This window comes from Streptomyces sp. NPDC050564, from assembly GCF_044457265.1.
Taxonomy (GTDB): domain Bacteria; phylum Actinomycetota; class Actinomycetes; order Streptomycetales; family Streptomycetaceae; genus Streptomyces.
This window is the reverse complement of sequence record NZ_JBITGS010000014.1, coordinates 112,854-133,541: the sequence shown is the minus strand read 5'-3', so window position 1 is coordinate 133,541 and position 20,688 is coordinate 112,854. Positions and strand designations below refer to the sequence as shown.

General features: G+C 70.9%; 18 protein-coding genes and 2 tRNA genes. 15 read left to right on the top strand and 5 right to left on the bottom strand.

The window, feature by feature from the left end; translation table 11 throughout:
• Positions 1–136: 136 nt before the first annotated feature.
• On the top strand, positions 137–391 hold the full coding sequence (locus ACIBK0_RS23115) for a DUF5994 family protein (RefSeq protein ID WP_399082926.1): 255 nt from the start codon (positions 137–139) through the stop codon (positions 389–391).
• Between the two features lie 249 nt (positions 392–640).
• Positions 641–1,051 carry a hypothetical protein gene (locus ACIBK0_RS23110; RefSeq protein ID WP_399082923.1) on the top strand — a complete coding sequence of 137 codons (411 nt, stop codon included), beginning with the start codon at positions 641–643 and terminating at the stop codon, positions 1,049–1,051.
• Here the strand turns inward: ACIBK0_RS23110 and ACIBK0_RS23105 are convergent.
• Positions 975–1,853: a bifunctional DNA primase/polymerase gene (locus ACIBK0_RS23105; RefSeq protein ID WP_399082920.1), complete on the bottom strand. Its 879-nt coding sequence runs from the start codon at positions 1,851–1,853 to the stop codon at positions 975–977. The two genes, ACIBK0_RS23110 and ACIBK0_RS23105, sit on opposite strands and share 77 nt — an antisense overlap.
• Positions 1,854–2,235: 382 nt before the next feature.
• Here ACIBK0_RS23105 and ACIBK0_RS23100 point away from each other — a divergent pair, with 382 nt between their 5' ends.
• The 8 genes from ACIBK0_RS23100 to ACIBK0_RS23065 all read left to right on the top strand — a co-directional run bounded on the left by ACIBK0_RS23100 (position 2,236) and on the right by ACIBK0_RS23065 (position 10,416).
• Positions 2,236–2,541, top strand: coding sequence for a hypothetical protein (locus ACIBK0_RS23100; RefSeq protein WP_399082917.1), 306 nt, complete (start codon positions 2,236–2,238; stop codon positions 2,539–2,541).
• Between the two features lie 236 nt (positions 2,542–2,777).
• Positions 2,778–3,956 carry an acyl-CoA dehydrogenase family protein gene (locus tag ACIBK0_RS23095; RefSeq protein ID WP_399082914.1) on the top strand — a complete coding sequence of 393 codons (1,179 nt, stop codon included), beginning with the start codon at positions 2,778–2,780 and terminating at the stop codon, positions 3,954–3,956.
• Positions 3,953–4,867 (top strand): bifunctional MaoC family dehydratase N-terminal/OB-fold nucleic acid binding domain-containing protein, encoded by a 915-nt coding sequence (locus tag ACIBK0_RS23090; RefSeq protein WP_399082911.1) that lies wholly within the window; start codon positions 3,953–3,955, stop codon positions 4,865–4,867. Before ACIBK0_RS23095 ends, ACIBK0_RS23090 begins: the two co-directional genes overlap by 4 nt.
• 1 nt (position 4,868) lies before the next feature.
• Positions 4,869–6,056 (top strand): acyl-CoA dehydrogenase family protein, encoded by a 1,188-nt coding sequence (locus tag ACIBK0_RS23085; protein WP_399082908.1) that lies wholly within the window; start codon positions 4,869–4,871, stop codon positions 6,054–6,056.
• The gene (locus tag ACIBK0_RS23080; protein WP_399082905.1) at positions 6,053–6,448 is read left to right on the top strand and encodes a MaoC family dehydratase; all 396 of its coding nucleotides are present in this window, start codon (positions 6,053–6,055) and stop codon (positions 6,446–6,448) included. Before ACIBK0_RS23085 ends, ACIBK0_RS23080 begins: the two co-directional genes overlap by 4 nt.
• Positions 6,445–7,611, top strand: a complete 1,167-nt coding sequence (locus tag ACIBK0_RS23075; RefSeq protein WP_399082902.1) for a lipid-transfer protein — start codon at positions 6,445–6,447, stop codon at positions 7,609–7,611. Before ACIBK0_RS23080 ends, ACIBK0_RS23075 begins: the two co-directional genes overlap by 4 nt.
• A 347-nt stretch (positions 7,612–7,958) precedes the next feature.
• Positions 7,959–8,513, top strand: a complete 555-nt coding sequence (locus ACIBK0_RS23070; protein WP_399082898.1) for a SigE family RNA polymerase sigma factor — start codon at positions 7,959–7,961, stop codon at positions 8,511–8,513.
• Positions 8,514–8,739: 226 nt separating this feature from the next.
• Entirely contained in the window at positions 8,740–10,416 is a 1,677-nt protein-coding gene (locus ACIBK0_RS23065) for a long-chain fatty acid--CoA ligase (protein ID WP_399082895.1), read from the top strand.
• Positions 10,417–10,571: 155 nt separating this feature from the next.
• On the opposite strand, the gene ACIBK0_RS23060 is transcribed toward ACIBK0_RS23065, so the two are convergent.
• Positions 10,572–11,819, bottom strand: coding sequence for an MFS transporter (locus tag ACIBK0_RS23060; RefSeq protein ID WP_399082892.1), 1,248 nt, complete (start codon positions 11,817–11,819; stop codon positions 10,572–10,574).
• Positions 11,820–12,011: 192 nt separating this feature from the next.
• Between ACIBK0_RS23060 and ACIBK0_RS23055 the strand changes: the two genes are divergently transcribed.
• Positions 12,012–12,596 carry a TetR family transcriptional regulator gene (locus ACIBK0_RS23055; RefSeq protein ID WP_399082889.1) on the top strand — a complete coding sequence of 195 codons (585 nt, stop codon included), beginning with the start codon at positions 12,012–12,014 and terminating at the stop codon, positions 12,594–12,596.
• Between the two features lie 244 nt (positions 12,597–12,840).
• Here ACIBK0_RS23055 and ACIBK0_RS23050 read toward each other — a convergent pair whose 3' ends face one another.
• Both ACIBK0_RS23050 and ACIBK0_RS23045 read right to left on the bottom strand, forming a co-directional pair.
• Positions 12,841–17,061, bottom strand: coding sequence for a PAS domain-containing protein (locus ACIBK0_RS23050; RefSeq protein WP_399082886.1), 4,221 nt, complete (start codon positions 17,059–17,061; stop codon positions 12,841–12,843).
• Between the two features lie 232 nt (positions 17,062–17,293).
• On the bottom strand, positions 17,294–17,824 hold the full coding sequence (locus ACIBK0_RS23045; protein WP_399082883.1) for an SSI family serine proteinase inhibitor: 531 nt from the start codon (positions 17,822–17,824) through the stop codon (positions 17,294–17,296).
• Between the two features lie 158 nt (positions 17,825–17,982).
• On the opposite strand from ACIBK0_RS23045, the gene ACIBK0_RS23040 reads away from it, so the two are divergent.
• Together ACIBK0_RS23040 and ACIBK0_RS23035 are read left to right on the top strand one after the other, a co-directional pair.
• A tRNA-Ser gene (locus ACIBK0_RS23040) sits at positions 17,983–18,073 on the top strand.
• A 184-nt stretch (positions 18,074–18,257) separates the two neighbouring features.
• Positions 18,258–18,330 (top strand) — tRNA-Arg (locus tag ACIBK0_RS23035).
• Positions 18,331–18,733: 403 nt separating this feature from the next.
• On the opposite strand, the gene ACIBK0_RS23030 is transcribed toward ACIBK0_RS23035, so the two are convergent.
• The gene (locus tag ACIBK0_RS23030; RefSeq protein WP_399082880.1) at positions 18,734–19,180 is read right to left on the bottom strand and encodes a MarR family winged helix-turn-helix transcriptional regulator; all 447 of its coding nucleotides are present in this window, start codon (positions 19,178–19,180) and stop codon (positions 18,734–18,736) included.
• Between the two features lie 165 nt (positions 19,181–19,345).
• Here ACIBK0_RS23030 and ACIBK0_RS23025 point away from each other — a divergent pair, with 165 nt between their 5' ends.
• Positions 19,346–19,711, top strand: coding sequence for an HGxxPAAW family protein (locus ACIBK0_RS23025; RefSeq protein WP_399082878.1), 366 nt, complete (start codon positions 19,346–19,348; stop codon positions 19,709–19,711).
• Positions 19,712–19,793: 82 nt separating this feature from the next.
• Complete coding sequence (locus ACIBK0_RS23020; RefSeq protein WP_399082875.1) at positions 19,794–20,666, top strand: DUF2797 domain-containing protein; 873 nt, start codon at positions 19,794–19,796, stop codon at positions 20,664–20,666.
• Positions 20,667–20,688 lie beyond the last annotated feature (22 nt).

Sequence of the window (20,688 nt, the reverse complement as noted above, 5' to 3'; positions counted from 1 at the left end):
GTGAAACCGGCAGCCGCCAGACGTCATCCCAGGCGATCAGCGAGCGCATACCGAACCCTGCAGACGTGTGAGCACGCCATGTCCGACGCCGACACCCCGCGAAGCGAAGCTTCTGCCGGACGCAATTCACCATGCCGTGAAACCTGGAGCCCTCCTGCGGCTGGAGACCACACATGCCTGTCAGGGAGTTATCGACGGTGCATGGTGGCCGCGTTCCCGCGACATCGGCGCCGAGCTGCCCAGCCTGGCCACCGCGCTGACCGAGCATCTCGGACGCGTCGACCGTGTCGGCCTGGACTCCAGTGCCTGGGAAGAACTACCGCCACGACTGGTCATCGACGACCGGGTCGTGCACATCGACTCCTTTCCGGTCGTGACGACACCGTCCTGATCACCCGAGGCGATCGAGACCACTTCTCCCTGCTGGTGATCCACCGGACACGACTCCCGACGCGGCACGCGTGGGAAACGCCGTGTCGGTAACCGGTGGCTGAAGCTGCACGACAGGGCGGCGGAGCTGCCGTATCTGGACCGGCTGCTGTGCCCAAGTCCCGTATTGAGAAGGTGTATTCGGCCACGGCTAAGAATGATGCGCCTGTTCGAGCATCTAGGGAGGGGTGCAACTCTTGTCCCCCCCCCCATGGGCATACCCAGCACGTCGGAGAACGAGGACCACTTCGGTGTCGCGGCCGCCGTACTCGACGCCGATGGGAACGGCAGCCCCGAGGTCTACGTGGGCGGCAATGGCGAAGACCACTGCAAGGGCCGCGTCTGGAAGCCGGCGACCGGCTCGTCGGGTGTCACCGGCACCGGTGCCACCAGCTTTCACCCGGGCACCCTCGGCGGCCCGGTCGGTAGAGGCAACTTCGGCTACCGCTTCGTCGGCCGACCCGTCGGCCGGCTCGTCGACCGACCCATGGCTCCGGCCGAGGCCGGCGTGGCACTGAGCCGCGCCGGCCTCGGCCGTTGGGTGGTCAGCCGCGGTGGCGGGGCGACGGGGCCGTCATCCGCGCCGCCGACGCGATCGTCGAGCGAGCCTCGCGTTCGGTGAGGCCCGTCTGGACGGCGGCTTCGACAAGGGGGACGGTCAGTTGGGGGCCGATGCCGTTCTCGTAGGCGCGGCACGCGGCCCAGAAGAGGCGCGTGTTGCGCTGGCCCTCGTGGGCGGCGAGCACGAACTGGACCAGCCCCTGGCCGTGTTGGCCGGTCGTGGCGGGCGTGGAGTGGTGCGCACGAGGCGGGGGCATGAGCAGGCGCAGCAGTTCGCGCGGGCAGGGCGCCGGTGCCAGATGCGCGGTGCCGGGAGCGGTGGCGTACACGCCGTGTTCGGTGCGTGAGCCGGGGCCGACGAGGTAGCCGCCGGCGCCGCGGATGTCGATGCCGGGGGCCAGGCGGCTCGCTGAGTTGGGGACGATCACGTCAGGCGGTCCGCTCAGCCAGAGGTGGCGGCCGCCACTGGGGGTCATGACCACGACCGTGGCCGGGATCGTGAAGAGGTGGCGGAGCGCGAGTTCGCGCAGGGCCGCCGAGGAGTCCGTACCGGATTTGGTGTCGAGGTCGATGCCGATGAGGTGGTGCGGATGGAGTCCGCAGGCGATGCCGTAGCCGGTGGCCCAAGGGGCGGCGGCGAAGAGTTCGCGGATGCGCCGCGGGTCGGTCGAGGCGTCGTACACACCGTGCCCGAAGCGGCCGCATTCGCCGTGGCAGGGGGAGGGATCGGGGTCGTCGCGGTGGGGGGAGCGCAGGGCCGGGAGCTTCGTTCGGGACAGCGGGATCACCGCCAGTCCGCGCTCGGCTGCGGACAGGGCGTGGGCCAGGGCCAGGGTCGTGGCCTGCCGGTCGATGGTGGCCATGGCTCCATGTTCGTACAAGTGTTCGAAAAAAGAAAGGGCTCGCCGGACACGCGAGAGCGCGGGGTGGGCGGTAGGTGAGATTGGCCGAAAATGTGCCGGAACGCTTCGGCACTTGCGGCGCCTGGGTTGTGTCGCCCGCCGGGGGCTGAGCAGGGGATTTGTGGGGGCGGAGTGGGTGTGAAGGGGGTTTATCGACATGTCATCACGCTTGAGGGCGAATCATGCCTTCCGGGGTGGTTCGCCGGGGATTCGGTGGGCAACTCTGGACTCGCGACGTCGTGAACAACTCCGAGGCGGTCGGCCAACTGCCTGGGAACAAGCCGTATTTCACGTACATCCCGGTTCACCGCCGGTGCGTACAACCGGTTATGGAGGAATTCACATGGCAAGCATCCGTACCGCCCGCGTTCTCGCCGCCGTCGCGGCCCTGCCCCTCGCGGCCGCCCTCTTCACGGGTGTCGCGGCGGCGGACAACGGCGCCTTCGCGGACGACGGATCGAACGCGGGAGTGGCGACCATCAGCGGCAGCGGGGTCGGCAACGACAACTACGGCAACTCCTCCACCACTCAGCAGCAGGCGGTCGGCTCCCGTGCCTCGAACCAGAGCAACACGGCTCAGGTGAACGGCTCCTGGTTCACGGCCATCGACCAGTCGAACACCGTCGTCAACTTCACCAAGCTCTGGTGAGCCGGGGGCCGGTGCGCTCACATCGGCCCGGAAACCCCTGTGCGGGGTTGTGCTCTGTGGGGTGGTAACGCGTCTGCGCGGCGGCACTTCGGTGCCGCCGCGCAGACGTGTACGCGAGACGGCGGACGCGCTTGCGGGCGGGCGACGTGGGGCGCCTCCGACGACCTTGACAGGCGGCGGTATCTGACGGACAGTCAGAAACCATTGTTCGTACGAGGTCCGGGAGGGCCGCCGCTGTGCACCTCGCCCCCACCGAGCGCCAGCAGCGGCTGCGCGCCGAGCTCCGTACGTACTTCCGGGACCTGATGCCCGAGGGCCCGCCGCCCGCCGACGACCACGGACGGCAGCGTGCCCTGCTGCGCCGCATCGGCGCCGACGGGCTGCTCGGGCTCGGCTGGCCGGTCGCGTACGGAGGCCAGGGGCGCGGCGCGGACGAGCAGTTCGTGTTCTTCGACGAGGCGTACCGGGCCGGCGCGCCGGTGTCCATGGTCACGCTGAACACCGTCGGGCCGACACTCATGAAGTACGGAAGCCGGCAACAGAAGGACCTTTTCCTGCCGCGCATCCTGAGCGGGGAACTCGTCTTCGCCATCGGATACTCGGAGCCCTCCGCGGGGACGGACCTCGCCTCCCTGCGGACACGCGCCGTGCGGGACGGCGATCGCGGGGGTGACGGCGACTGGCTCGTCGACGGGCAGAAGATCTTCACCTCCAACGCCCAGAACGCCGACTGGATCTGGCTCGCCTGCCGCACAGACCCGGACGCGCCCAAGCACCAGGGCATCTCGATCCTTCTCGTGCCCACGGACGCGCCCGGTTTCTCGTGGACGCCGATCGAGACGGTGGGTGGGCTGACGACCACGGCCACTTATTACGACGGGATCCGCGTCCCGGCCGCGAACCTGGTCGGCGAGGAGAACGGCGGCTGGGGGCTCATCACCAGCCAGCTCAACCACGAGCGGGTCGCGCTCGCCGCGATCGGGATGCAGGCCGAGGACTTCTACGCGGCCGCGCTGGACGCGGCGCGTACACCCGATCCGGCGACGGGTCGGCGCCGGATTGACGAGCCGTGGGTGCGATTCCGGCTGGCTGAAGTGCACGCCCGGTTGGCGGCATCACGCCTGCTCAACTGGCGTTTGGTGGGCGATGTGGGCGCCGGTCGACTGGCGCCGGGCGACGCGAGCGGCGTGAAAGTCATGGGAACCGAATCCGCGGTCGCGGTGTACCGAATGTGTCAGGAAATTGTGGGAGCGGACGCGCTGGTGCGTTCCGGTTCGCCGGGGGTGTTCGGGGACGGCGAGCTGGAGCGGATGAACAGGGCGGCACAGATCAACACGTTCGGGGGCGGGGTGAGCGAGGTGCAGCGGGAGATCGTGGCGACGATGCGGCTCGGGATGACGAGGGGGCGGCGGTGAGCGACGAATTGGACGAACTGGCGGTGCGGTTGAAGGGGTACGAGGGGCAGATCGCGGCCGTCGGGGGCGTGGGCAAGGACCCGGTCAACGAGCCGATGATCCGGCACTGGTGCGAGGCGATGGGCGACACGAATCCGGCGTACGCAGGGCCCAACGCCATAGCGCCGCCCACCATGCTCCAGGCATGGACCATGGGCGGTCTCTCCGGTCACGCGGGCCGCTCCGACGCGTACGACGAGTTGCTGGGGCTGCTCGACGACGCCGGGTGCACCTCGGTGGTCGCCACCGACTGCGAGCAGGAGTACGTCCGCCCCCTGCGCCCCGGGGACGAGATCACCTTCGACGCGGTGATCGAGTCGGTTTCCGAGCGCAAGACGACCAAGCTGGGGACGGGGCACTTCGTCACGACGCGGATGAATGTGCGCGCGGGAGGTGAACTGGCCGGGACGCACCGCTTCCGGATCCTCAAGTACGCGCCGGCCCGCCGCAAGCCGAGGGCCACGCGGCCGAGGCCGGTCGTCAACCGGGACAACGCCGGGTTCTGGGAAGGCGTCGAGCAGCACAAGCTGCTCATCCAGCGGTGCGAGGGGTGCGGGAGCCTGCGGTTTCCCTGGCTGCCGGGGTGCGGCGCGTGCGGCTGCCTGGAGTGGGACACGGTGGAGTCGAGCGGCCAGGGGTCGCTCTATTCGTACGTCGTTATGCACCACCCTCCCTTCCCGGCCTTCGACCCTCCCTACGCGGTCGGGCTGATCGAGCTGGCGGAGGGCGTGCGGATCGTGAGCAACGTGGTCGGGGTGCCATACGACAAGGTGCGCATCGGGATGGCCGTACGGCTTCAATTCGAGTGCTACGACGATGAGTTGGTGCTGCCGGTCTTCCGGGCCGGCGAGACCGATGGCGGGGGGAGCTGAGATGGACTTCACGCCGACTGAAGAGCAGCAGGCCGCCCGTGACCTGGCCGTGCGGATCTTCGGCGACCTCGCCACGCACGAGCGGCTCGCGGCGGCCGGAACCGGCAGCGATGCCGAGCTGTGGAAGGCGTTGTGCGCGGCCGGGCTCGTGGCGGCCGTGGCGGACATAGGACTCCTCGGCCTGGTGCTCCTCCTGGAGGAGCAGGGGCGCACCACGGCCCAGGTGCCGTTCGCGGCGAGTTGTGTGTACGGGCTGCTGACGGTGGCGGCGCATGGCTCGCGGGAGCAGCGGGAGTTGCTGTTGCCCGCGATCGAGGACGGTACGGCGGTGGTGAGCGGTGCCCTCTCCGATCCGGGGGCCGTGCGGGAGGAAGCGACGGGGCGGCTGAGCGGTGTGGTCCCCGTGGTGCCCTGGCTGCGGGACGCCACCCATGTGCTCGTCGCGGACGACGAGCGCCGGCTCTGGCTGGTGCGGACCGCCGAGGCGGGGTGCGAGCCGGTGGAGCTGACGGCGCCCTGGTCGGCGGGACGGCTGACGCTCGACGGGACGCCGGGCGAGCGGCTGGGTGCGTCGGCTGGGCGGGAGGAGCCGCCCGTGGGCGAGTCGGCTGGGCGGGAGCAGGCGCCCGCGGGCACGTCAGCCGCTCCGTCGGAGCCTTCCGTGAGCACGTCAGCCGGTCGGGAGAGGGGTTCCGCGGGTGCGTCAGTCGGGCGCGAAGAGCTCTCCGTGGATGCGTACGACGACGTGCTCGCTCTCGCGCGTACCGCCTTCGCGGGGCTGCAGGCCGGGGTGTGTGCGGGGTCGCTGGCGCGGGCCGTGGAGCACACCAACGCGCGGGAGCAGTTCGGACGTCCGCTCGCCGCCAAGCAGGGGGTTCAACTCCGGGCAGCCGAGGCGTACATGGACACCGAGGCGATACGCGTGACGACATACGAGGCGGCGTGGCGGCGCGACGAGGGGCTGGCGTATGCGACGCACGCCCTGACCTCCGCGTGGTGGGCGTCCGAGGCGGGACAGCGAGTGGTGCACACGGGCCAGCATCTGCACGGCGGGACGGGAGCCGACCTGGAGCACCCCGTGCACCGGCACTTCCTGTGGGGGCGACAGCTGGACGCCTATCTGGGATGCGGGGGCGAAGTGCTCCAGGAATTGGGGGAGTTGATCGTGAGCGGGGAGGTGCAGACATGAGGGTCGGCGACGCACTGCCGCCGCTGGAGATCGAGGTCACGCGCACACTGATCGTGGCCGGGGCGATCGCGTCACGGGACTATCAGGACGTGCACCACGACGCGGAGCTGGCGCGACAGAAGGGTTCACCCGACATCTTCATGAACATCCTGACCACCAACGGCCTGGTCGGGCGGTACATCACCGACTGCCTCGGTCCGGACGCGGTGCTCCGCAAGATGGCCATACGCCTCGGCGCGCCCAACTACCCGGGCGACACCATGGTGTTGACCGGCTCGGTGGAGGAGGTCGCGGGCGACACGGCGACGGTGCGAGTGGTCGGGGCGAACGGCATCGGCAGGCATGTGACCGGGACAGTCACGGTCACCCTTCCGCCCGGGGGTGCCCGATGAGCGTACGGACGAGGGACCGCCTCGGCGGAAGGGCGGCGGTCGTCGGGATCGGGGCCACCGAGTTCTCCAAGGACTCGGGGCGCAGTGAGCTGCGGCTGGCCGTGGAGGCGGTGCGGGCCGCGCTGGACGACGCCGGGCTGTCGCCGGGAGACGTGGACGGGATGGTCACGTTCACGATGGACACCAGCCCGGAGATCACTGTTGCCCAAGCGGCCGGAATGGGGGAGCTCTCCTTCTTCTCACGGATCCACTACGGAGGCGGGGCGGCCTGTGCGACCGTCCAGCAGGCGGCACTCGCGGTGGCGACCGGGGTGGCCGAGGTGGTGGTCTGCTACCGGGCGTTCAACGAGCGGTCGGGCAAGAGATTCGGTTCGGGCGTGCAGCAGCGGGAGCCGTCGGCGGAGGGCGCGGCGCTGGGCTGGTCACTGCCGTTCGGGCTGCTCACGCCCGCGTCCTGGGTGGCCATGGCGGCCCAGCGGTATCTGCACACGTACGGACTGACGCCCGAGGCGTTCGGCCATGTCGCCGTCGCGGACCGGAAGTACGCGGCGACGAACCCTGCGGCCTACTTCCACGGCAGACCGATCACCCTCGCCGAGCACGCGGCCTCGCGGTGGATCGTCGAGCCACTGCGGTTGCTGGACTGCTGTCAGGAGACGGACGGCGGCCAGGCACTGGTGGTCACCTCGGTGGAGCGGGCCCGCGATCTCCCGCATCCTCCTGCGGTGATCACGGCCGCCGCCCAGGGTGCGGGCCGGGCGCAGGAGCAGATGACCAGCTTCTACCGGGACGATCTGACCGGGCTTCCGGAGATGGGCGTGGTGGCCCGGCAGCTGTGGCGCACGGCCGGGCTGACCCCGGCGGAGATCGACGTGGGGATTCTGTACGACCACTTCACACCGTTCGTGTTGATGCAGCTGGAGGAGTTCGGGTTCTGCAAACCCGGGGAGGCCGCGGACTTCGTCGCCGAGGAGCGGCTTCCGCTCAACACCCATGGAGGCCAGCTCGGGGAGGCGTACCTGCACGGGATGAACGGGATCGCGGAAGCGGTACGACAGCTCCGGGGCACGTCCGTGAACCAGATACCGGGGGCCGGCCGCGTCCTCGTGACCGCGGGCACCGGGGTTCCTACCTCGGGGTTGATTCTCGGGACGGATGGGTGAGGGACTCCGAGTGTGCGAGGGGTTCAGCCCACCGCTCCGAGGTTCGGTGTACTGCCCCCGGGTTCCCGCCCACGTGCCCCAAGGCGCCTGCACTGCCGCGAGGCCCCTGCACCGCCCCCGAGGTCTCGCCCACTGTCCCCAGGTCCCGTCCACTGCGCCTCGGTACTGCCCACTGCCTCTGGGTACTGCCACGGTAGTCGTCCCTCAGGGATGAACCCTCAGGGTGCAGGCGCTGCTCATCCACCCTCAGGAGGTGGGGGCAACCCCCGTCCTACAACCTGAGGGGGACATCGCTTCGGGACCTGCGGCCGATCCGCGAGAGTAGGGGGCGAACCTAGCGTGGAGCCATGACCACACCCGTCTGCACCAGCGCTTCGAACGTCGCGACGCGGACCCATCCGTACGCGCCGTACTCATCGTTCGCGTCGTATGTGAAGGCCCGCCAGCCGGTGCTGCTGCGTACCGCCCGGTCGCTCACCGCCAACCCGAGCGACGCCGAGGACCTGCTGCAGACCGCGCTGACGAAGACGTATGTCGCATGGGACCGGATCGAGGACCACCGGGCGCTGGACGGCTATGTACGCCGGGCGCTGCTGAACACGCGGACGTCGCAGTGGCGCAAGCGCAAGGTCGACGAGTTCGCGTGCGAGGAGCTCCCGGAGCCGGAGGGGCTGCCTTCCTCGGACCCGGCCGAGCAGCAGGCGCTGCACGACGCGATGTGGCGGGCGATCATGAAGTTGCCGGCCCGGCAGCGTGCGATGGTCGTCCTGCGGTATTACGAGGACCTGAGTGAGGCTCAGACGGCGGAGGTGCTCGGGGTCTCGATCGGGACGGTCAAGTCGGCCGTCTCGCGTGCGCTGGGCAAACTGCGTGAGGACCCTGAGCTGAGCCCTGTGAGGTAGGTCGCACCGCCTCCCGCCCACCTCCCGCCCCACGCACGTGTGAACAACGACCCCTCCCGCCCCACGCACCGCAAACTCACGCCAGGCTCTCGCCGAACGCCCGCCCGGATCCCCTGCCGGCCGGAGCCCCTAGGGCGTTCTGACCTGATCGATCATCTCGGCCCCTAGTGACATACCAAGCGGTATGTGCGCAGAATCAGCGCAGCCCATTACTACCGCGCAGGCAATGTCGCCCCGGGAGGACGCCGTGCTGAGCACGATGCAGGACGTACCGCTGACTGTGACCCGCATTCTCGTGCACGGGGCGCTCGTGCACGGTTCGTCGCAGATCACGACCTGGACCGGGGAGGGCGAGCCGCACCGGCGCAGTTTCCGGGAGGCCGGGGTGCGCGCCGTTCAGCTCGTCCATGCCCTGCGCGACGACCTCGGTGTGACGGGCGACGAGCGGGTCGCGACGCTGATGTGGAACAACGCCGAGCATGTGGAGGCGTACTTCGCGATCCCCTCCATGGGCGCTGTCCTGCACACGCTCAACCTCCGCCTGCCCGCGGAGCAGCTCGTCTTCATCGTCAACCACGCCGCCGACCGCGTGGTCATCGTCAACGGCTCGTTGTTGCCGCTGCTCGCGCCGCTCCTCCCCCATCTGCCCACGGTGGAGCACGTGGTGGTCTCGGGTCCCGGTGACCGTTCGCTGCTCGACGGCGCGGGCGTGCGGGTGCACGAGTACGAGGAGCTGCTCGCCGGGAAGCCGACGACGTACGACTGGCCGGAGATCGACGAGCGTCAGGCCGCGGCCATGTGTTACACCTCCGGCACCACCGGCGACCCCAAGGGCGTGGTGTACTCCCACCGTTCGATCTACCTGCACTCCATGCAGGTCAACATGGCCCAGTCGATGGGGCTCACCGACCGCGACACCTCCCTCGTGGTGGTCCCGCAGTTCCACGTCAACGCCTGGGGCCTGCCGCACGCGACTTTCATGTCGGGCATCAACATGCTGATGCCGGACCGTTTCCTCCAGCCCGCGCCGCTCGCCGAGATGATCGAGAGCGAGCGCCCGACGCACGCCGCCGCCGTCCCCACCATCTGGCAGGGCCTGCTCACCGAGCTGCACGCGAAGCCCCGTGACGTCTCCTCCCTCACTCAGGTCACCATCGGCGGCTCGGCCTGCCCGCCCTCGCTGATGGCGGCCTTCGACGAGCTGGGCATGCGGGTCTGTCACGCCTGGGGCATGACCGAGACCTCGCCGCTCGGCACGATCGCCCGGCCGCCGGCCCATGCCGAGGGCACGGACGAGGAGTTCGGGTACCGGCTGACGCAGGGCCGCTTCCCGGCCGGCGTCGAGGCCCGGCTCACCGGACCCGGCGGCGAGCGGCTCCCCTGGGACGGCGAGTCCGCGGGCGAGCTGGAAGTCCGCGGCCCCTGGATCGCGGGCGCCTACTACGGCGGCCAGGGCGGCGAACCGCTGCGTCCCGCCGACAAGTTCAGCGAGGACGGCTGGCTCAAGACCGGTGACGTCGGCACGATCAGCACCGACGGCTTCCTGACCCTCACCGACCGGGCCAAGGACGTCATCAAGTCGGGCGGCGAGTGGATCTCGTCCGTCGACCTGGAGAACGCCCTCATGTCCCACCCGGACGTCACCGAGGCCGCCGTCGTCGCCGTCCCCGACGACAAGTGGGGCGAGCGGCCGCTGGCCACCGTCGTCCTGAAGGCGGGCTCCACCGCCGACTTCGAGTCGTTGCGCGCCTTCCTCGCCGACGAGGGCAAGATCGCCAAGTGGCAGCTCCCCGAGCGCTGGACGATCATCGAGTCGGTTCCGAAGACGAGCGTCGGCAAGTTCGACAAGAAGGTGCTCCGCAGGCAGTACGCGGAGGGTGAGCTCGACGTGACGAAGCTCTGACCGACGCCGACGCCGACGCCGACGCCGACGCCGTCACCGACCCAACAGCGGCACAGAGGTACGTCGGGTGCGGAGCCCCACGGCTCCGCGCCCGACGTCCACCGAGTCCATCGACGTCCATTGACGTTCACCGACGTCCATCGGCGCACCGCAAGTCATCGCCGAGCGGACGCCGATGGCCGCCGTACGGACGTCGTGGTCCACCCCAGCAGCAGCCACACCCCCGCCACCGCGCACACGCCACTCCATCCCCACTGTGCGAAGGCACTCCCCGCCACTGCCGAGGCGAGAGCGCCGCCCGCGAAACCCGCCACCACGTAGGCGGTGTTGGCGGTCGCCGGGGTCGAGGTCGTCGTCAATGCCAGGGTCTGGTTGGCGACATGGCTGGTCACCAGGGCCGCGTGGATCACGACCGCGGCGGCGCACAGCGCCCACAGCGTGCTCCCGCCGAGCCAGAACAGCGGTACGGACACGGCCGCGAGCAGATACGCGGACCGTACGACCTTGGCGGCGCCGAACCGGTCGACGAAACCGCCCGCGAGCGGCGCCACCGCGCTCGCGGCCAGGCCGAAGAGGCCGAAGAGCCCGGCCGCCGCGGTGGACAGCCCGTACCCTCCATCGCCCGTGAGCAGCAGCGCCAGCGAGGTCCACAGCGCACTCCAGGCCCCGTACATCCCGGCCTGCCGCAGGCAGGCGCGCCACAGGTCCGGAGAGGTGCGTACGACGGACGGCAGGGCCCGCAGTCCCGCGAACAGCGGGCCCGTGCGGGGGCGGGATTCCACGGGGAGAGCCCAGGCGGTGGCGAGCCCGAGTGCGGCGGTCAGCGCCGCCGCACCCACGAAGACGACCCGCCAGCCGAAGGCCTGGCCGACCAGCCCGCCGAGGACACGGGCCGCGACGATCCCGGTGAAGAGCCCGGCGATGACGGCGGCGACGTGCCGAGCCCGCCGGTCCACGGGGGCGCGCGCGGCGACCAGCGGCACCAGCAGTTGCGGTACGACGGTGGCGGCGGCCGCGACGAACACGGCGACGGCCAGCATCGCGGTTCCGCCCGAGAAGGCGCCCAGGGTCAGTGCCGCCGTCGTGACCAGCGAGAGGGCGGCGACCAGACGGCGCCGGTTGACGCTGTCGCCGAGCGGGGCGAAGAAGAGCAGCCCGGCCGCGTATCCGAACTGTGCGACCGAAGCGATCCAGGCCACGGCTGAGGGCGTCGAGCCGAAGTCGTGCGCGATGAGGGGGAGCAGCGGGGCCGCGAGGTAGATGTTGGCGGCCGTGACGGCCGTGCAGAGAGCGATGAGGACGAGGAAGAGGGAGGGCGAGAGGCCGAGCGTCCCGCGGTCGCCACCGCGGGGCCGCAGGGGTGTCTTGACCTCGTGAGCGGCTGTTGACGTGGCTGACGGCATGAGCGGCAGGACTCCTTGTCGAGAGCTGGTGGCGTCGAGAGCTGATGGCATCGATCCGGCGGCGTCGATCGGGTGGCGGCCGGCAGCCGACCCCAGATCAACCAACTGGTTGGTTGGCGAGGTGCGAGTCTGCCCCGCACCCTCGGTGCTGTCAACCAAATAGTTGGTTACTTATTCCGCTACCCTGTCTCCATGGCAGTGAGAGTCAGGGACCCCGAGGCCACCAAGGCCCGGATCTTCGAGGCGGCGGTCGCCGAGTTCGCCCGGTACGGCATCGCCGGGGCCCGTATCGACCGCATCGCGACCGAGGCCAAGGCGAACAAGCAGCTGATCTACGCCTACTTCGGCAACAAGGCGGAGCTGTTCGCGTGCGTCCTCGAGAAGCGGATGCTCGACCTCGCCATAGCGCTTCCCGTCGACGGCGACGACATCGAGGGCTGGATGGACCGGGTGATGGACTACCACGCCGCCCACCCCGAACTGCTGCGCCTCTTCTTCTGGGAGGGCATCGAATACGGCACGGCCGAACTCCCCGACGAGACCGAGCGCCAGGAGCACTACGCCCGCAAGACCGCCGCCATCGCCGACGCGCAGGCCCGCGGCGTCATCAGCGACGAGATTCCGGCCAACGACCTGCTGTTCATGCTGCTCGCGCTCGCGGGCTGGTCCACGGTCGTACCGCAGATGCGCCGCATCGTGACCGGCAGCGAGGACGCGGACAGGGAGCGGGTACGGGCGTCGGTCAAGACGGCGGCACGGCGGCTCACCGCCAAGTGACGCAGGGCTGGTCGGTAGTGACGCACGGCTGATTGGTCCCGATGCGCGCCGCCTTACGCGTACCGATACGCGCCGCCTTACGCGTACCGATACGCGCTCGCTGGCTCGTACCGATACGCGCCCACTGGTTCGTACGGATGCACGCTCACTGATTCGTACCGATACGCGCTCGCTGGCTCGTACCGATACGCGCCCATTGGTTCGTACGGATGCATGCTCACTGGCTCGTACCGTTACGCGCCAACTAGTTGGTACCGATACGCGCCAACAGGTCGACGATCCGGTCCTGCACCTCGGCGCTGGTCGAGCGCTCGGCGAGGAACAGCACCGTCTCCCCCGCGGCCAGCCGCGGCAGTTCGGCGTGGTCGACGGCGGCCGTGTAGACGACCAGCGGCGTGCGGTTCAACTGGCCGTGCGCGCGCAGCCAGTCCACGATGCCGGCGCGGCGGCGCCGTACCTGCATCAGGTCCATCACGACCAGGTTGGGCCGCATCTGCGAGGCCAGCGTGACGGCGTCCTCGTCGGTCGACGCCCGCGCGACCTGCATTCCGCGCCGCTCCAGCGTCGCCGTCAGCGCCAGCGCGATCTCCGCGTGCTCCTCGATGAGCAGTACGCGCGGCGGGTGCTGCTCGGAGTCCCGCGGCGCCAGGGCCTTGAGGAGTACGGCCGGGTCGGCGCCGTACGCCGCCTCGCGCGTCGCCTGGCCGAGTCCCGCCGTCACGAGGACGGGCACCTCGGCGGCGACGGCGGCCTGACGCAGCGACTGGAGCGCCGTGCGGGTGATGGGCCCGGTCAGCGGGTCGACGAAGAGCGCGGCAGGGAAGGCGGCGATCTGTGCGTCGACCTCCTCGCGCGAGTGCACGATGACGGGCCGGTAGCCGCGGTCGCTCAGCGCCTGCTGGGTCGTCACGTCCGGCGCGGGCCAGACGAGCAGCCGCCGTGGGTTGTCCAGCGGCTCCGGGGGCAGCTCGTCGTCCAGGGGACGCGGCTGCGGTTGGTCGGCGACCTCGACGGCACCGCCGGGACCGTCGAGCGGCTCGGGGCCCTCGTCGGCGTTCTCGTCCGGTGCTCCTATGGCGTACGACCGTCCGGCGCCCTCAGTAGCTCCGGGCAGCCGGGGCCCGGAGGCCGCCGGGGCCTGTCCGGCCTGCGGGTGCGGACGGGCGCCCGTCTCCGGGCGCTCGGCGGGGGTGGGCTCGGGGGGCGTACCGAGCTTGCGGCGACGGCCGCCGCCATTCGTCTGGTGCGGCGGAGGCGTGGGGGCCTGACGCTGGGGGGAGGGCTGGTTCGGTACGGGCTGGTGGGCGAACGCGACGCCCTGGCCGAGCGTCCGCACGCTGATCGCGCGTCCCTGCGTCGAGTTGGGGTCGACGGGGGCTGCGGCCTCGGCGGGCAGGGGCTGTGCGGCCCGCGGCTGCGCCGGGAGCTCGGGAGGGAGCGGAGTGCCCGGGGCGGGGGTCGGCTGAGCGGGGGCGGGGGCCGCGCTCTGTGCCGGGGCTCCGGGCTGTGCGGACGCGGCCGCGGGGGGCACGGCAGCCGGAGTTCCCGCGCCCGACGTGTCGTTGGCGTTGGCGGCAGTGTTCGCGTTCGGCCACGGCTGCGGCGTCGGAGCCGTGGCCGGGACCGGTGCGGGTACCGAGGCACCGGTGGGCGGCTGGGGCTGGGCCGGGGTACCGGCGGCCGGGGTGGCCTGGGCGGCAGCGGTCTGCGGTGTCGGCGCGGTCTGCGTCGTCTGTGGTGCCTGCGCTGTCTGAGCCGTCTGCGCGAGAACCGGTCGGCCGGCGACAGCCGCACCCGGAACGCCTGGCGCGGGAACGCCCTGTGCGGGCACGGTCTGACCGGGAACCCCCGGCGCCGGAACCGCCTGCGCCGGAACTCCCTGTGCGGGCGTCCCCACCGCGTCCGGCTGACCCGGAGTACCCGGGGCACGGCGAGCGCGCCGCCGTCCCGTCGGAGTGGAGACGGGGTGCGGCTGCGGCGGAGTGTGATCGTCGGCGGGGTCGTGCAGCATCGCGTCATGACGGCCGTCGTCGCCCTGCTCGTGCCCGACGAGACCGCTGTCGGCCTGCTGGCCCTGGCCCTGCGCCTGGGCGTACTCGGGTGAGCGGTCCGCGTCCGCGGGCGGCAGCGCGAACACCGTGCGGGCGCCCGCCTCCTGCGCGGCGGCACGCTCGGCCGCGGCGGCCAGCGCACGCCGGCGTCGCCCGGTCGGCTGCCCCGCGTCGGCGGAGCCGCTGGCATCCGGCGCATCCGATGCGACGGGCGTACTGGGCGCCGCGGGCAACGCGGGCGGCAGCGCGTGCTGTTCGCCGTCCCGTCGCGCGCGCCGACCGGAGGGCACCGGCACGCCCTGCGGAGGCACCGTCCCGCCGAGCCCCGTACCCGCGGCCGCGGTCCCGGCCGCGTGCTCGCCCGCCATGACGACCGCACCCTCGGAGACGCCGCCGTTCACGTCGGAGGGCGTGTCCTCGGCCGGACTCGGCCGTCCCCGCCGCCGCCCGGTACCACCGGAACCTGCGGTACCACCGGAACCGGAGGTCCCGCCGTCACCGGGACGCTCGACTCCCGACGCCTGGGCGGGAACGGACACCTCGCCGTCTCCCGCACGCCGGCGGCGTCGCCCCGTGGGAGCGCCTCCGCCCGTCTCGACAGCCGTGGTGTCGGACTCCCCGGCCACCTCGCTCTCCAGGAAGGCGTCCACGGAGGACCGCCGGGCCCGCCGCCTGCCACCGCCCTGATGCGAGGCCTGCTCGGGCAGGGCGACCTCGGCACCGGGGGTGTTCTCGGGAACGGGAACCGTCCCGGCCCCCCCTCCGATCGGCACCTCGAGCACGAACGCGCTGCCGCTCATCCCCGGCACCTCGTGCGTCTGCAGCACACCGCCGTGCGCGCGCACGATCCCGCGCACGATCGGCTCGTGCACCGGGTCTCCCCCTGCGTACGGCCCGCGCACCTCGATGCGGACGCCCTCACCGCGCTGAGCCGCCGCCACCACGACGGTGTTGTCCATGTAACCGCCCGCCGACACCGGCGCGTTGCCGGTCGCGTCGACTCCGGCGACGTCCGCGATGAGATGCGCGAGGGCGTTCGCGAGCCGCGTCGGGTCGACCTCGGCCTCGATCGGCGGCGCGTGCACGGCGAACTGGACGCGTCCGGGCCCGATCAGCTCGACGGCCCCGTCGACACCGGCCGCCACGACCGCGTCGAGCATCACCTTCGTACGGGAGATCTCCTCGGCCCCGGAGTCGAGCCGCTGATAGCCGAGGACGTTGTCGACGAGCGTCGTGATCCGTGAGTAGCCGGCCGCGAGGTGGTGGAGCACCTGGTTGGCCTCGGGCCACAGCTGTCCGGCGTCGTCGGCGGCGAGCTTGGAGAGTTCGCCGCGCAGCTGGTCGAGGGGCCCGCGCAGGGACTGGTCGAGCACGGCGAGCAGCTGATCGTGCCGGGCGGTCAGTGCCTCGTAACGGTCCTTCTCGCGCTCGCCGAGCGCCGCGTACCGCTCGTCTCCGGCAGCGAGTTCCTCCTCGTGCTGCTCGCTCAGCTCGGCCAGCTCGGCCGCGTGCCGCTCGCGCAGCGTCTTGAGCTCCTCGGCGTGCTCGTCGGCGACGCGTTCGAGCTCCTCGGCGTGCCGGGTGGCCTCGGCGTCCTTCTCCTCGGCCAGGGTGTCGTACGGCCGCCGGTCGGTGAAGGTCATGACGGCGCCGACGAGCTGGTCCCCGTCGCGCACCGGCGCGGTCGTGAGGTCGACCGGCACCTTGGCCCCGGTCTTCGACCACAGCACCTGTCCGCGCACCCGGTGCTTGCGCCCGGAGCGCAGGGTGTCGGCGAGCGGCGACTCCTCGTACGCGAAGGGCTCGCCGTCCGCGCGCGAGTGAAGGATGAGGGCGTGCAGATCCTGGCCGCCGAGATCGCTGGCCCGGTAACCGAGTATCTGAGCGGCCGCCGGATTGACGAGGACGACCCGCCCGTCCGTGTCCGTCCCGACCACGCCCTCGGCCGCGGCGCGCAGGATCATCTCGGTCTGCCGTTGCGAACGCGCGAGTTCGGCCTCGGTGTCGACGGTGCCCGAGAGATCGCGTACGACGAGCATGAGCAGCTCGTCAGGGGTGGGGCCGTAGCTGTCGTAGGCCTGCTGGCCGTCCTCCAGATTCGCACTGGTGACCTCGACCGGGAACTCGGTGCCGTCGGTCCGCCGTGCGATCATCCTGGTCGGCTTGGTCCGCCCGCGCTGGTCGATGGTGTCGGGCCGCCGCATGGATCCGGGGATCAGCCGGGAGTCGAACTGCGGCAGCAGATCGAGCAGGCCCCGGCCCACCAGAGCCGTGCCCGGAGCCTCGAAGGCCTCCAGGGCGATGGTGTTGGCGTTGACGACGGTCCCATTGGCGTTGACCAGCACCAACGCATCGGGCAGCGCGTCCAGTATGGCTGCGAGGCGAGCAGCGCCTCGGGATGGCCTGCTGCTCACGAGACGCTTCCTCCCTGTTACCGCACCTTGCCGACCGCGGATGCCATCTTGCCAATCGGTCCGCAGCGTGTCACGCGAGGGAGTCTACGGGCAGTGGTTGCGCTCGCGACGCCGGATGAGAGGGAGGTCGCACGCGGAAGTGACGCAGAAGAGACGTAGAACCTGTGACCGCGCATTTCACCCCTCGAATCCATCCTGGAACCATGAGGTCGCCGTGACTCCGCGGTGTCCTCTATACGTGGGTTTCCGGCAGCAGCGGCACCAGCGCGTCCCAGCGCGCGATCTCGCACCCGTCCGCGCGGTCGAACTTCGCGTCGACGGGCCGCCCCGCCCAGGTCCCCGTGACATGCGCGGTGGCCGGACCGCCGTACAGCATCGTGCACATGGTGCCCGGCGGCACCGGAGCGAAGGGGTCCTTGCCCCAGGTGGTGCTTCGGTCCAGCTTCTGGCAGGCCCCGCTCACATCGGGGTGACTGCCGCCGCCGGGATGACACCGCAGTTCGTACGTCCCGTCCGCATCGCCTCCCGCGTCGTGGATGGTCACGGTCAGCCGGTCCCCGGAGTCCTCGACGGAGGCCGGCGGGGGCATCCGGGTCAGGCTCCGGAGAACCGATTCGCCGTACGCGGTGGTGGCGAGCCCGGTGGCCGACGCGGAGGCGGGTACGGCGGATGCGGGGTCGGCGGGCGCGGCGGACGCGGTCGGTACGGCGGACAGCGCGGCCGTTGCGGACGCGGCGGCGGTGAGAACGAGACGGTGCAGCATGACCTGACTAACGCCACACGCCCCGCCTGGTTGCGATGCGGCAATGGACTTTGCTCTGCGGCCCGTCTGCCTAGTACCGTGGGGGGCGATTGGTGACACCACGCTCTGCTGTGTCATCATCTGCACGCACCACTCGCGCTCGCGCGAGCGGCTGTGCGGGAGGCGTCGCCTAGTCCGGTCTATGGCGCCGCACTGCTAATGCGGTTTGGGCCTCAAAGCCCATCGAGGGTTCAAATCCCTCCGCCTCCGCGTCAAGATCCGAAGCCCCGGTCCACCAGGACCGGGGCTTCGGTGTTTAGGGGCGCCGGAGCGCGTTTTCCCAGCTCACAAGGGGTGCGGCAAACGGATTTCACATGGCGGCGGCAGTCATGTAATGTTCTTCCTGTCGCCGCGAGCGGGCCGAAAGCCCGGGAGCGGGACAACAACAAAACAAGCACTCGTAGCTTAACGGATAGAGCATCTGACTACGGATCAGAAGGTTGCAGGTTCGAATCCTGCCGAGTGCACACAGGTGAGAGGCCCCGGAGAGATCCGGGGCCTCCTGCGTTTCAGAGCCGTACAGCAGCGAAGTACAGCAACCGGGTCAACCGGTCCCCCATTGTGTCCGACAGCTCGCTGATCGCAGCACGCGCCTGCTCCTCGCTCGCTGCGGAGTGGACCTCCATCGTCATGGCGATCTCGAGTGCCGCAGATGCGCTGTGCCACCTCTGGGTGGACCTGGACCTCGAGGGCGACCAGGAGCGAGCTGCATGTGTGCCGGGTGTTCCGCAGAAGGATGACTGACGCCGTGACCCGGCCGGTCAAGAGCCCCGTTCCGGTCTTCGGAGCGGGGCTCTTTCGTGCTGTGTTGTAGGGGAGTACGGCAACGGGCGAGAGCATCAGGCCGTCAGGGTGGACCTGCGTGAAGTCCTACGTGGTCTTTCCCGTGGCCTGGTTTCTTTCGCGCAGCTCTTCCAGGTAGTCGCTCGTCAGTTGGCCCGAGCGGGTGAACCAGTCCTGCAGGACGGTGACTTCGGCCGGGGTGTAGCCGGCGAGGAGTTCGGCCAGGCGGGCGTAGTAGGGCTCGTAGAGGGCCAGGACACGGGTGACCGCGGCCGGTTGCGCGGCGATGCGGACACGGCGGCGGTCCGTGGGGTCGGGGCGGCGGGTGACGTAGCCCGCGCGTTCGAGGCGGTTCAGGATGCCCGTGACGGCGCCGGTCGTGACGCGCGCGTGCTCCGCCAGGTCCCCGGCGGTGAGCAGGTTGTCGCCCGCCTTCAGGACGCAGGTGAAGCACATGAGGTCGGTGAGGTTCAGGTTCAGCCGCTGAGCCATCTCCTGCTGGGCCCGCATGTTCGTCGCGATCAGGTGGTCCATGGTGGAGATCACCTGGGCCGGCGTCGCGGGCGGCTGGGGGCGTGAGCGTGGTGGGCCGCCCTGCTGCATCGATTTCCCTTAGCGCGTGAGAGGTTTCGGTGCTTAATTTCTTAGGTAGTGAGGGGTTGGGAGAAGTCTAGTCGTCGGAGCAGGAGGGGGTCGTACATGAGCCAGTACGACGAAGGGCACACCGTCGCCGGTTGGACCGGGTTCGGGATCGCCACCGTCGGAGTAACGGGGATCGGGTTCGGCATCTGCGCCGGGGATGCCCTGGCGGTGTGGGGCGGGCTGGGTGTCAGTGTGATCAGCGTCCTGGCCACCTGGGCGCTGCACCTCGTTGGCTGGGGCAAGCCGCCCGGGCGCCGGCCCGTCGGGCAGTGGGGCATGCGGGTCAAGGACCTCAGTGCGCGGGAGGGGCACCCCGGGTGCCTCGGCTGCCGGCTTGCGGGGCGGGGGCGGCCCGCGGGGCTTGCGGTACGGGCGAGCGCCGAGTCGGGCACGGGTGAGCCGGTGACCGAGTCCGTCGGCTGATCTCTTCGGCTTCGTTCTTCCTCGTCAGCGGCAACATCGCTGGGCAGAGCCATTGTCAGTGCCGCCCTCTAATGTCATGGGAGTGCGGCGGGTCTGGAGATGTTCGGGACTGAGGTGGTCGGTCGACGGCCCCGTGCTGGTGTGGGGCGACGGGCGAGGCAGTCCGCTGGCCCGGGGCAAGCGGGTGGCGTTCGGGGTCGTGGACGGGGGTGTGCGGACATGCGTGGGGGCTCGGGGACATGAGTGTCCCGTGCGGGCCGTCGTGCCCGGGCGCGGTACGGGCGCGCGGTGCGAAGAGTGCGCGCGGCTGGACCGGGCGCACTCCGTGGCCGCCGACACGATGGCCGATGACCCGCGGCCGTACCACGTATATCTGGCGTGGTTCGGGCCCGGGATGGTGAAGGTCGGGATCACCGCGGTCGAGCGGGGGTCCGCGCGGCTCCTGGAGCAGGGTGCCGTCACCTTCGGCTGGCTGGGGCAGGGGCCGCTGATGGCCGCTCGGCGGGCCGAGGAGTTGCTGCGGGCCGCCCTCAAGGTGCCGGATCGGATTCCGTACGCCGACAAGCGGGTCGTGCGGGCCGGCCTGCCCGGGCCCGACGAGCGGGTGGCCGAGATCGCGGAGCTGCATGCGCGCGTCGGGCGGCTCGATGCCTGGCCCGAGTCGCTGCGGCGTGAGCCTTTCGAACCGGTCGACCACACCGAGGTGTTCGGGCTGGCCGGACTCCCGCCCGCGGTGGGGGTCGTGAGCGAGCTCGTCGCCGGCGGCGTGGTGAGCGGGGAGCTGTGCGCTGCCGCGGGGCCCGATCTCCATCTCCTCACCGGGCGCGGAGTCGTCGTACTCGATACGCGGCTGATGACCGGCTGGGAGCTGACCGCCGTCGGTGCCGAGGATCCGGGACTCACCGTTCCAGTAAAGGAGTTGAGAGACGGCGGCGTGCAGGACGGGCTCTTCTGAGGCTGGCTCCCTTGTGAAGAGC

What these genes read in the sequence shown, in the direction of transcription:
- ACIBK0_RS23110 (WP_399082923.1), top strand. Translation starts at nt 641, where the DNA reads ATGGGCATACCCAGCACGTCGGAGAACGAGGACCACTTCGGTGTCGCG.
- ACIBK0_RS23105 (WP_399082920.1), bottom strand. Translation starts at nt 1,853, where the DNA reads ATGGCCACCATCGACCGGCAGGCCACGACCCTGGCCCTGGCCCACGCC.
- ACIBK0_RS23100 (WP_399082917.1), top strand. Translation starts at nt 2,236, where the DNA reads ATGGCAAGCATCCGTACCGCCCGCGTTCTCGCCGCCGTCGCGGCCCTG.
- ACIBK0_RS23085 (WP_399082908.1), top strand. Translation starts at nt 4,869, where the DNA reads ATGGACTTCACGCCGACTGAAGAGCAGCAGGCCGCCCGTGACCTGGCC.
- ACIBK0_RS23080 (WP_399082905.1), top strand. Translation starts at nt 6,053, where the DNA reads ATGAGGGTCGGCGACGCACTGCCGCCGCTGGAGATCGAGGTCACGCGC.
- ACIBK0_RS23075 (WP_399082902.1), top strand. Translation starts at nt 6,445, where the DNA reads ATGAGCGTACGGACGAGGGACCGCCTCGGCGGAAGGGCGGCGGTCGTC.
- ACIBK0_RS23070 (WP_399082898.1), top strand. Translation starts at nt 7,959, where the DNA reads ATGACCACACCCGTCTGCACCAGCGCTTCGAACGTCGCGACGCGGACC.
- ACIBK0_RS23065 (WP_399082895.1), top strand. Translation starts at nt 8,740, where the DNA reads ATGTCGCCCCGGGAGGACGCCGTGCTGAGCACGATGCAGGACGTACCG.
- ACIBK0_RS23060 (WP_399082892.1), bottom strand. Translation starts at nt 11,819, where the DNA reads ATGCCGTCAGCCACGTCAACAGCCGCTCACGAGGTCAAGACACCCCTG.
- ACIBK0_RS23055 (WP_399082889.1), top strand. Translation starts at nt 12,012, where the DNA reads ATGGCAGTGAGAGTCAGGGACCCCGAGGCCACCAAGGCCCGGATCTTC.
- ACIBK0_RS23045 (WP_399082883.1), bottom strand. Translation starts at nt 17,824, where the DNA reads ATGCTGCACCGTCTCGTTCTCACCGCCGCCGCGTCCGCAACGGCCGCG.
- ACIBK0_RS23030 (WP_399082880.1), bottom strand. Translation starts at nt 19,180, where the DNA reads ATGGACCACCTGATCGCGACGAACATGCGGGCCCAGCAGGAGATGGCT.
- ACIBK0_RS23025 (WP_399082878.1), top strand. Translation starts at nt 19,346, where the DNA reads ATGAGCCAGTACGACGAAGGGCACACCGTCGCCGGTTGGACCGGGTTC.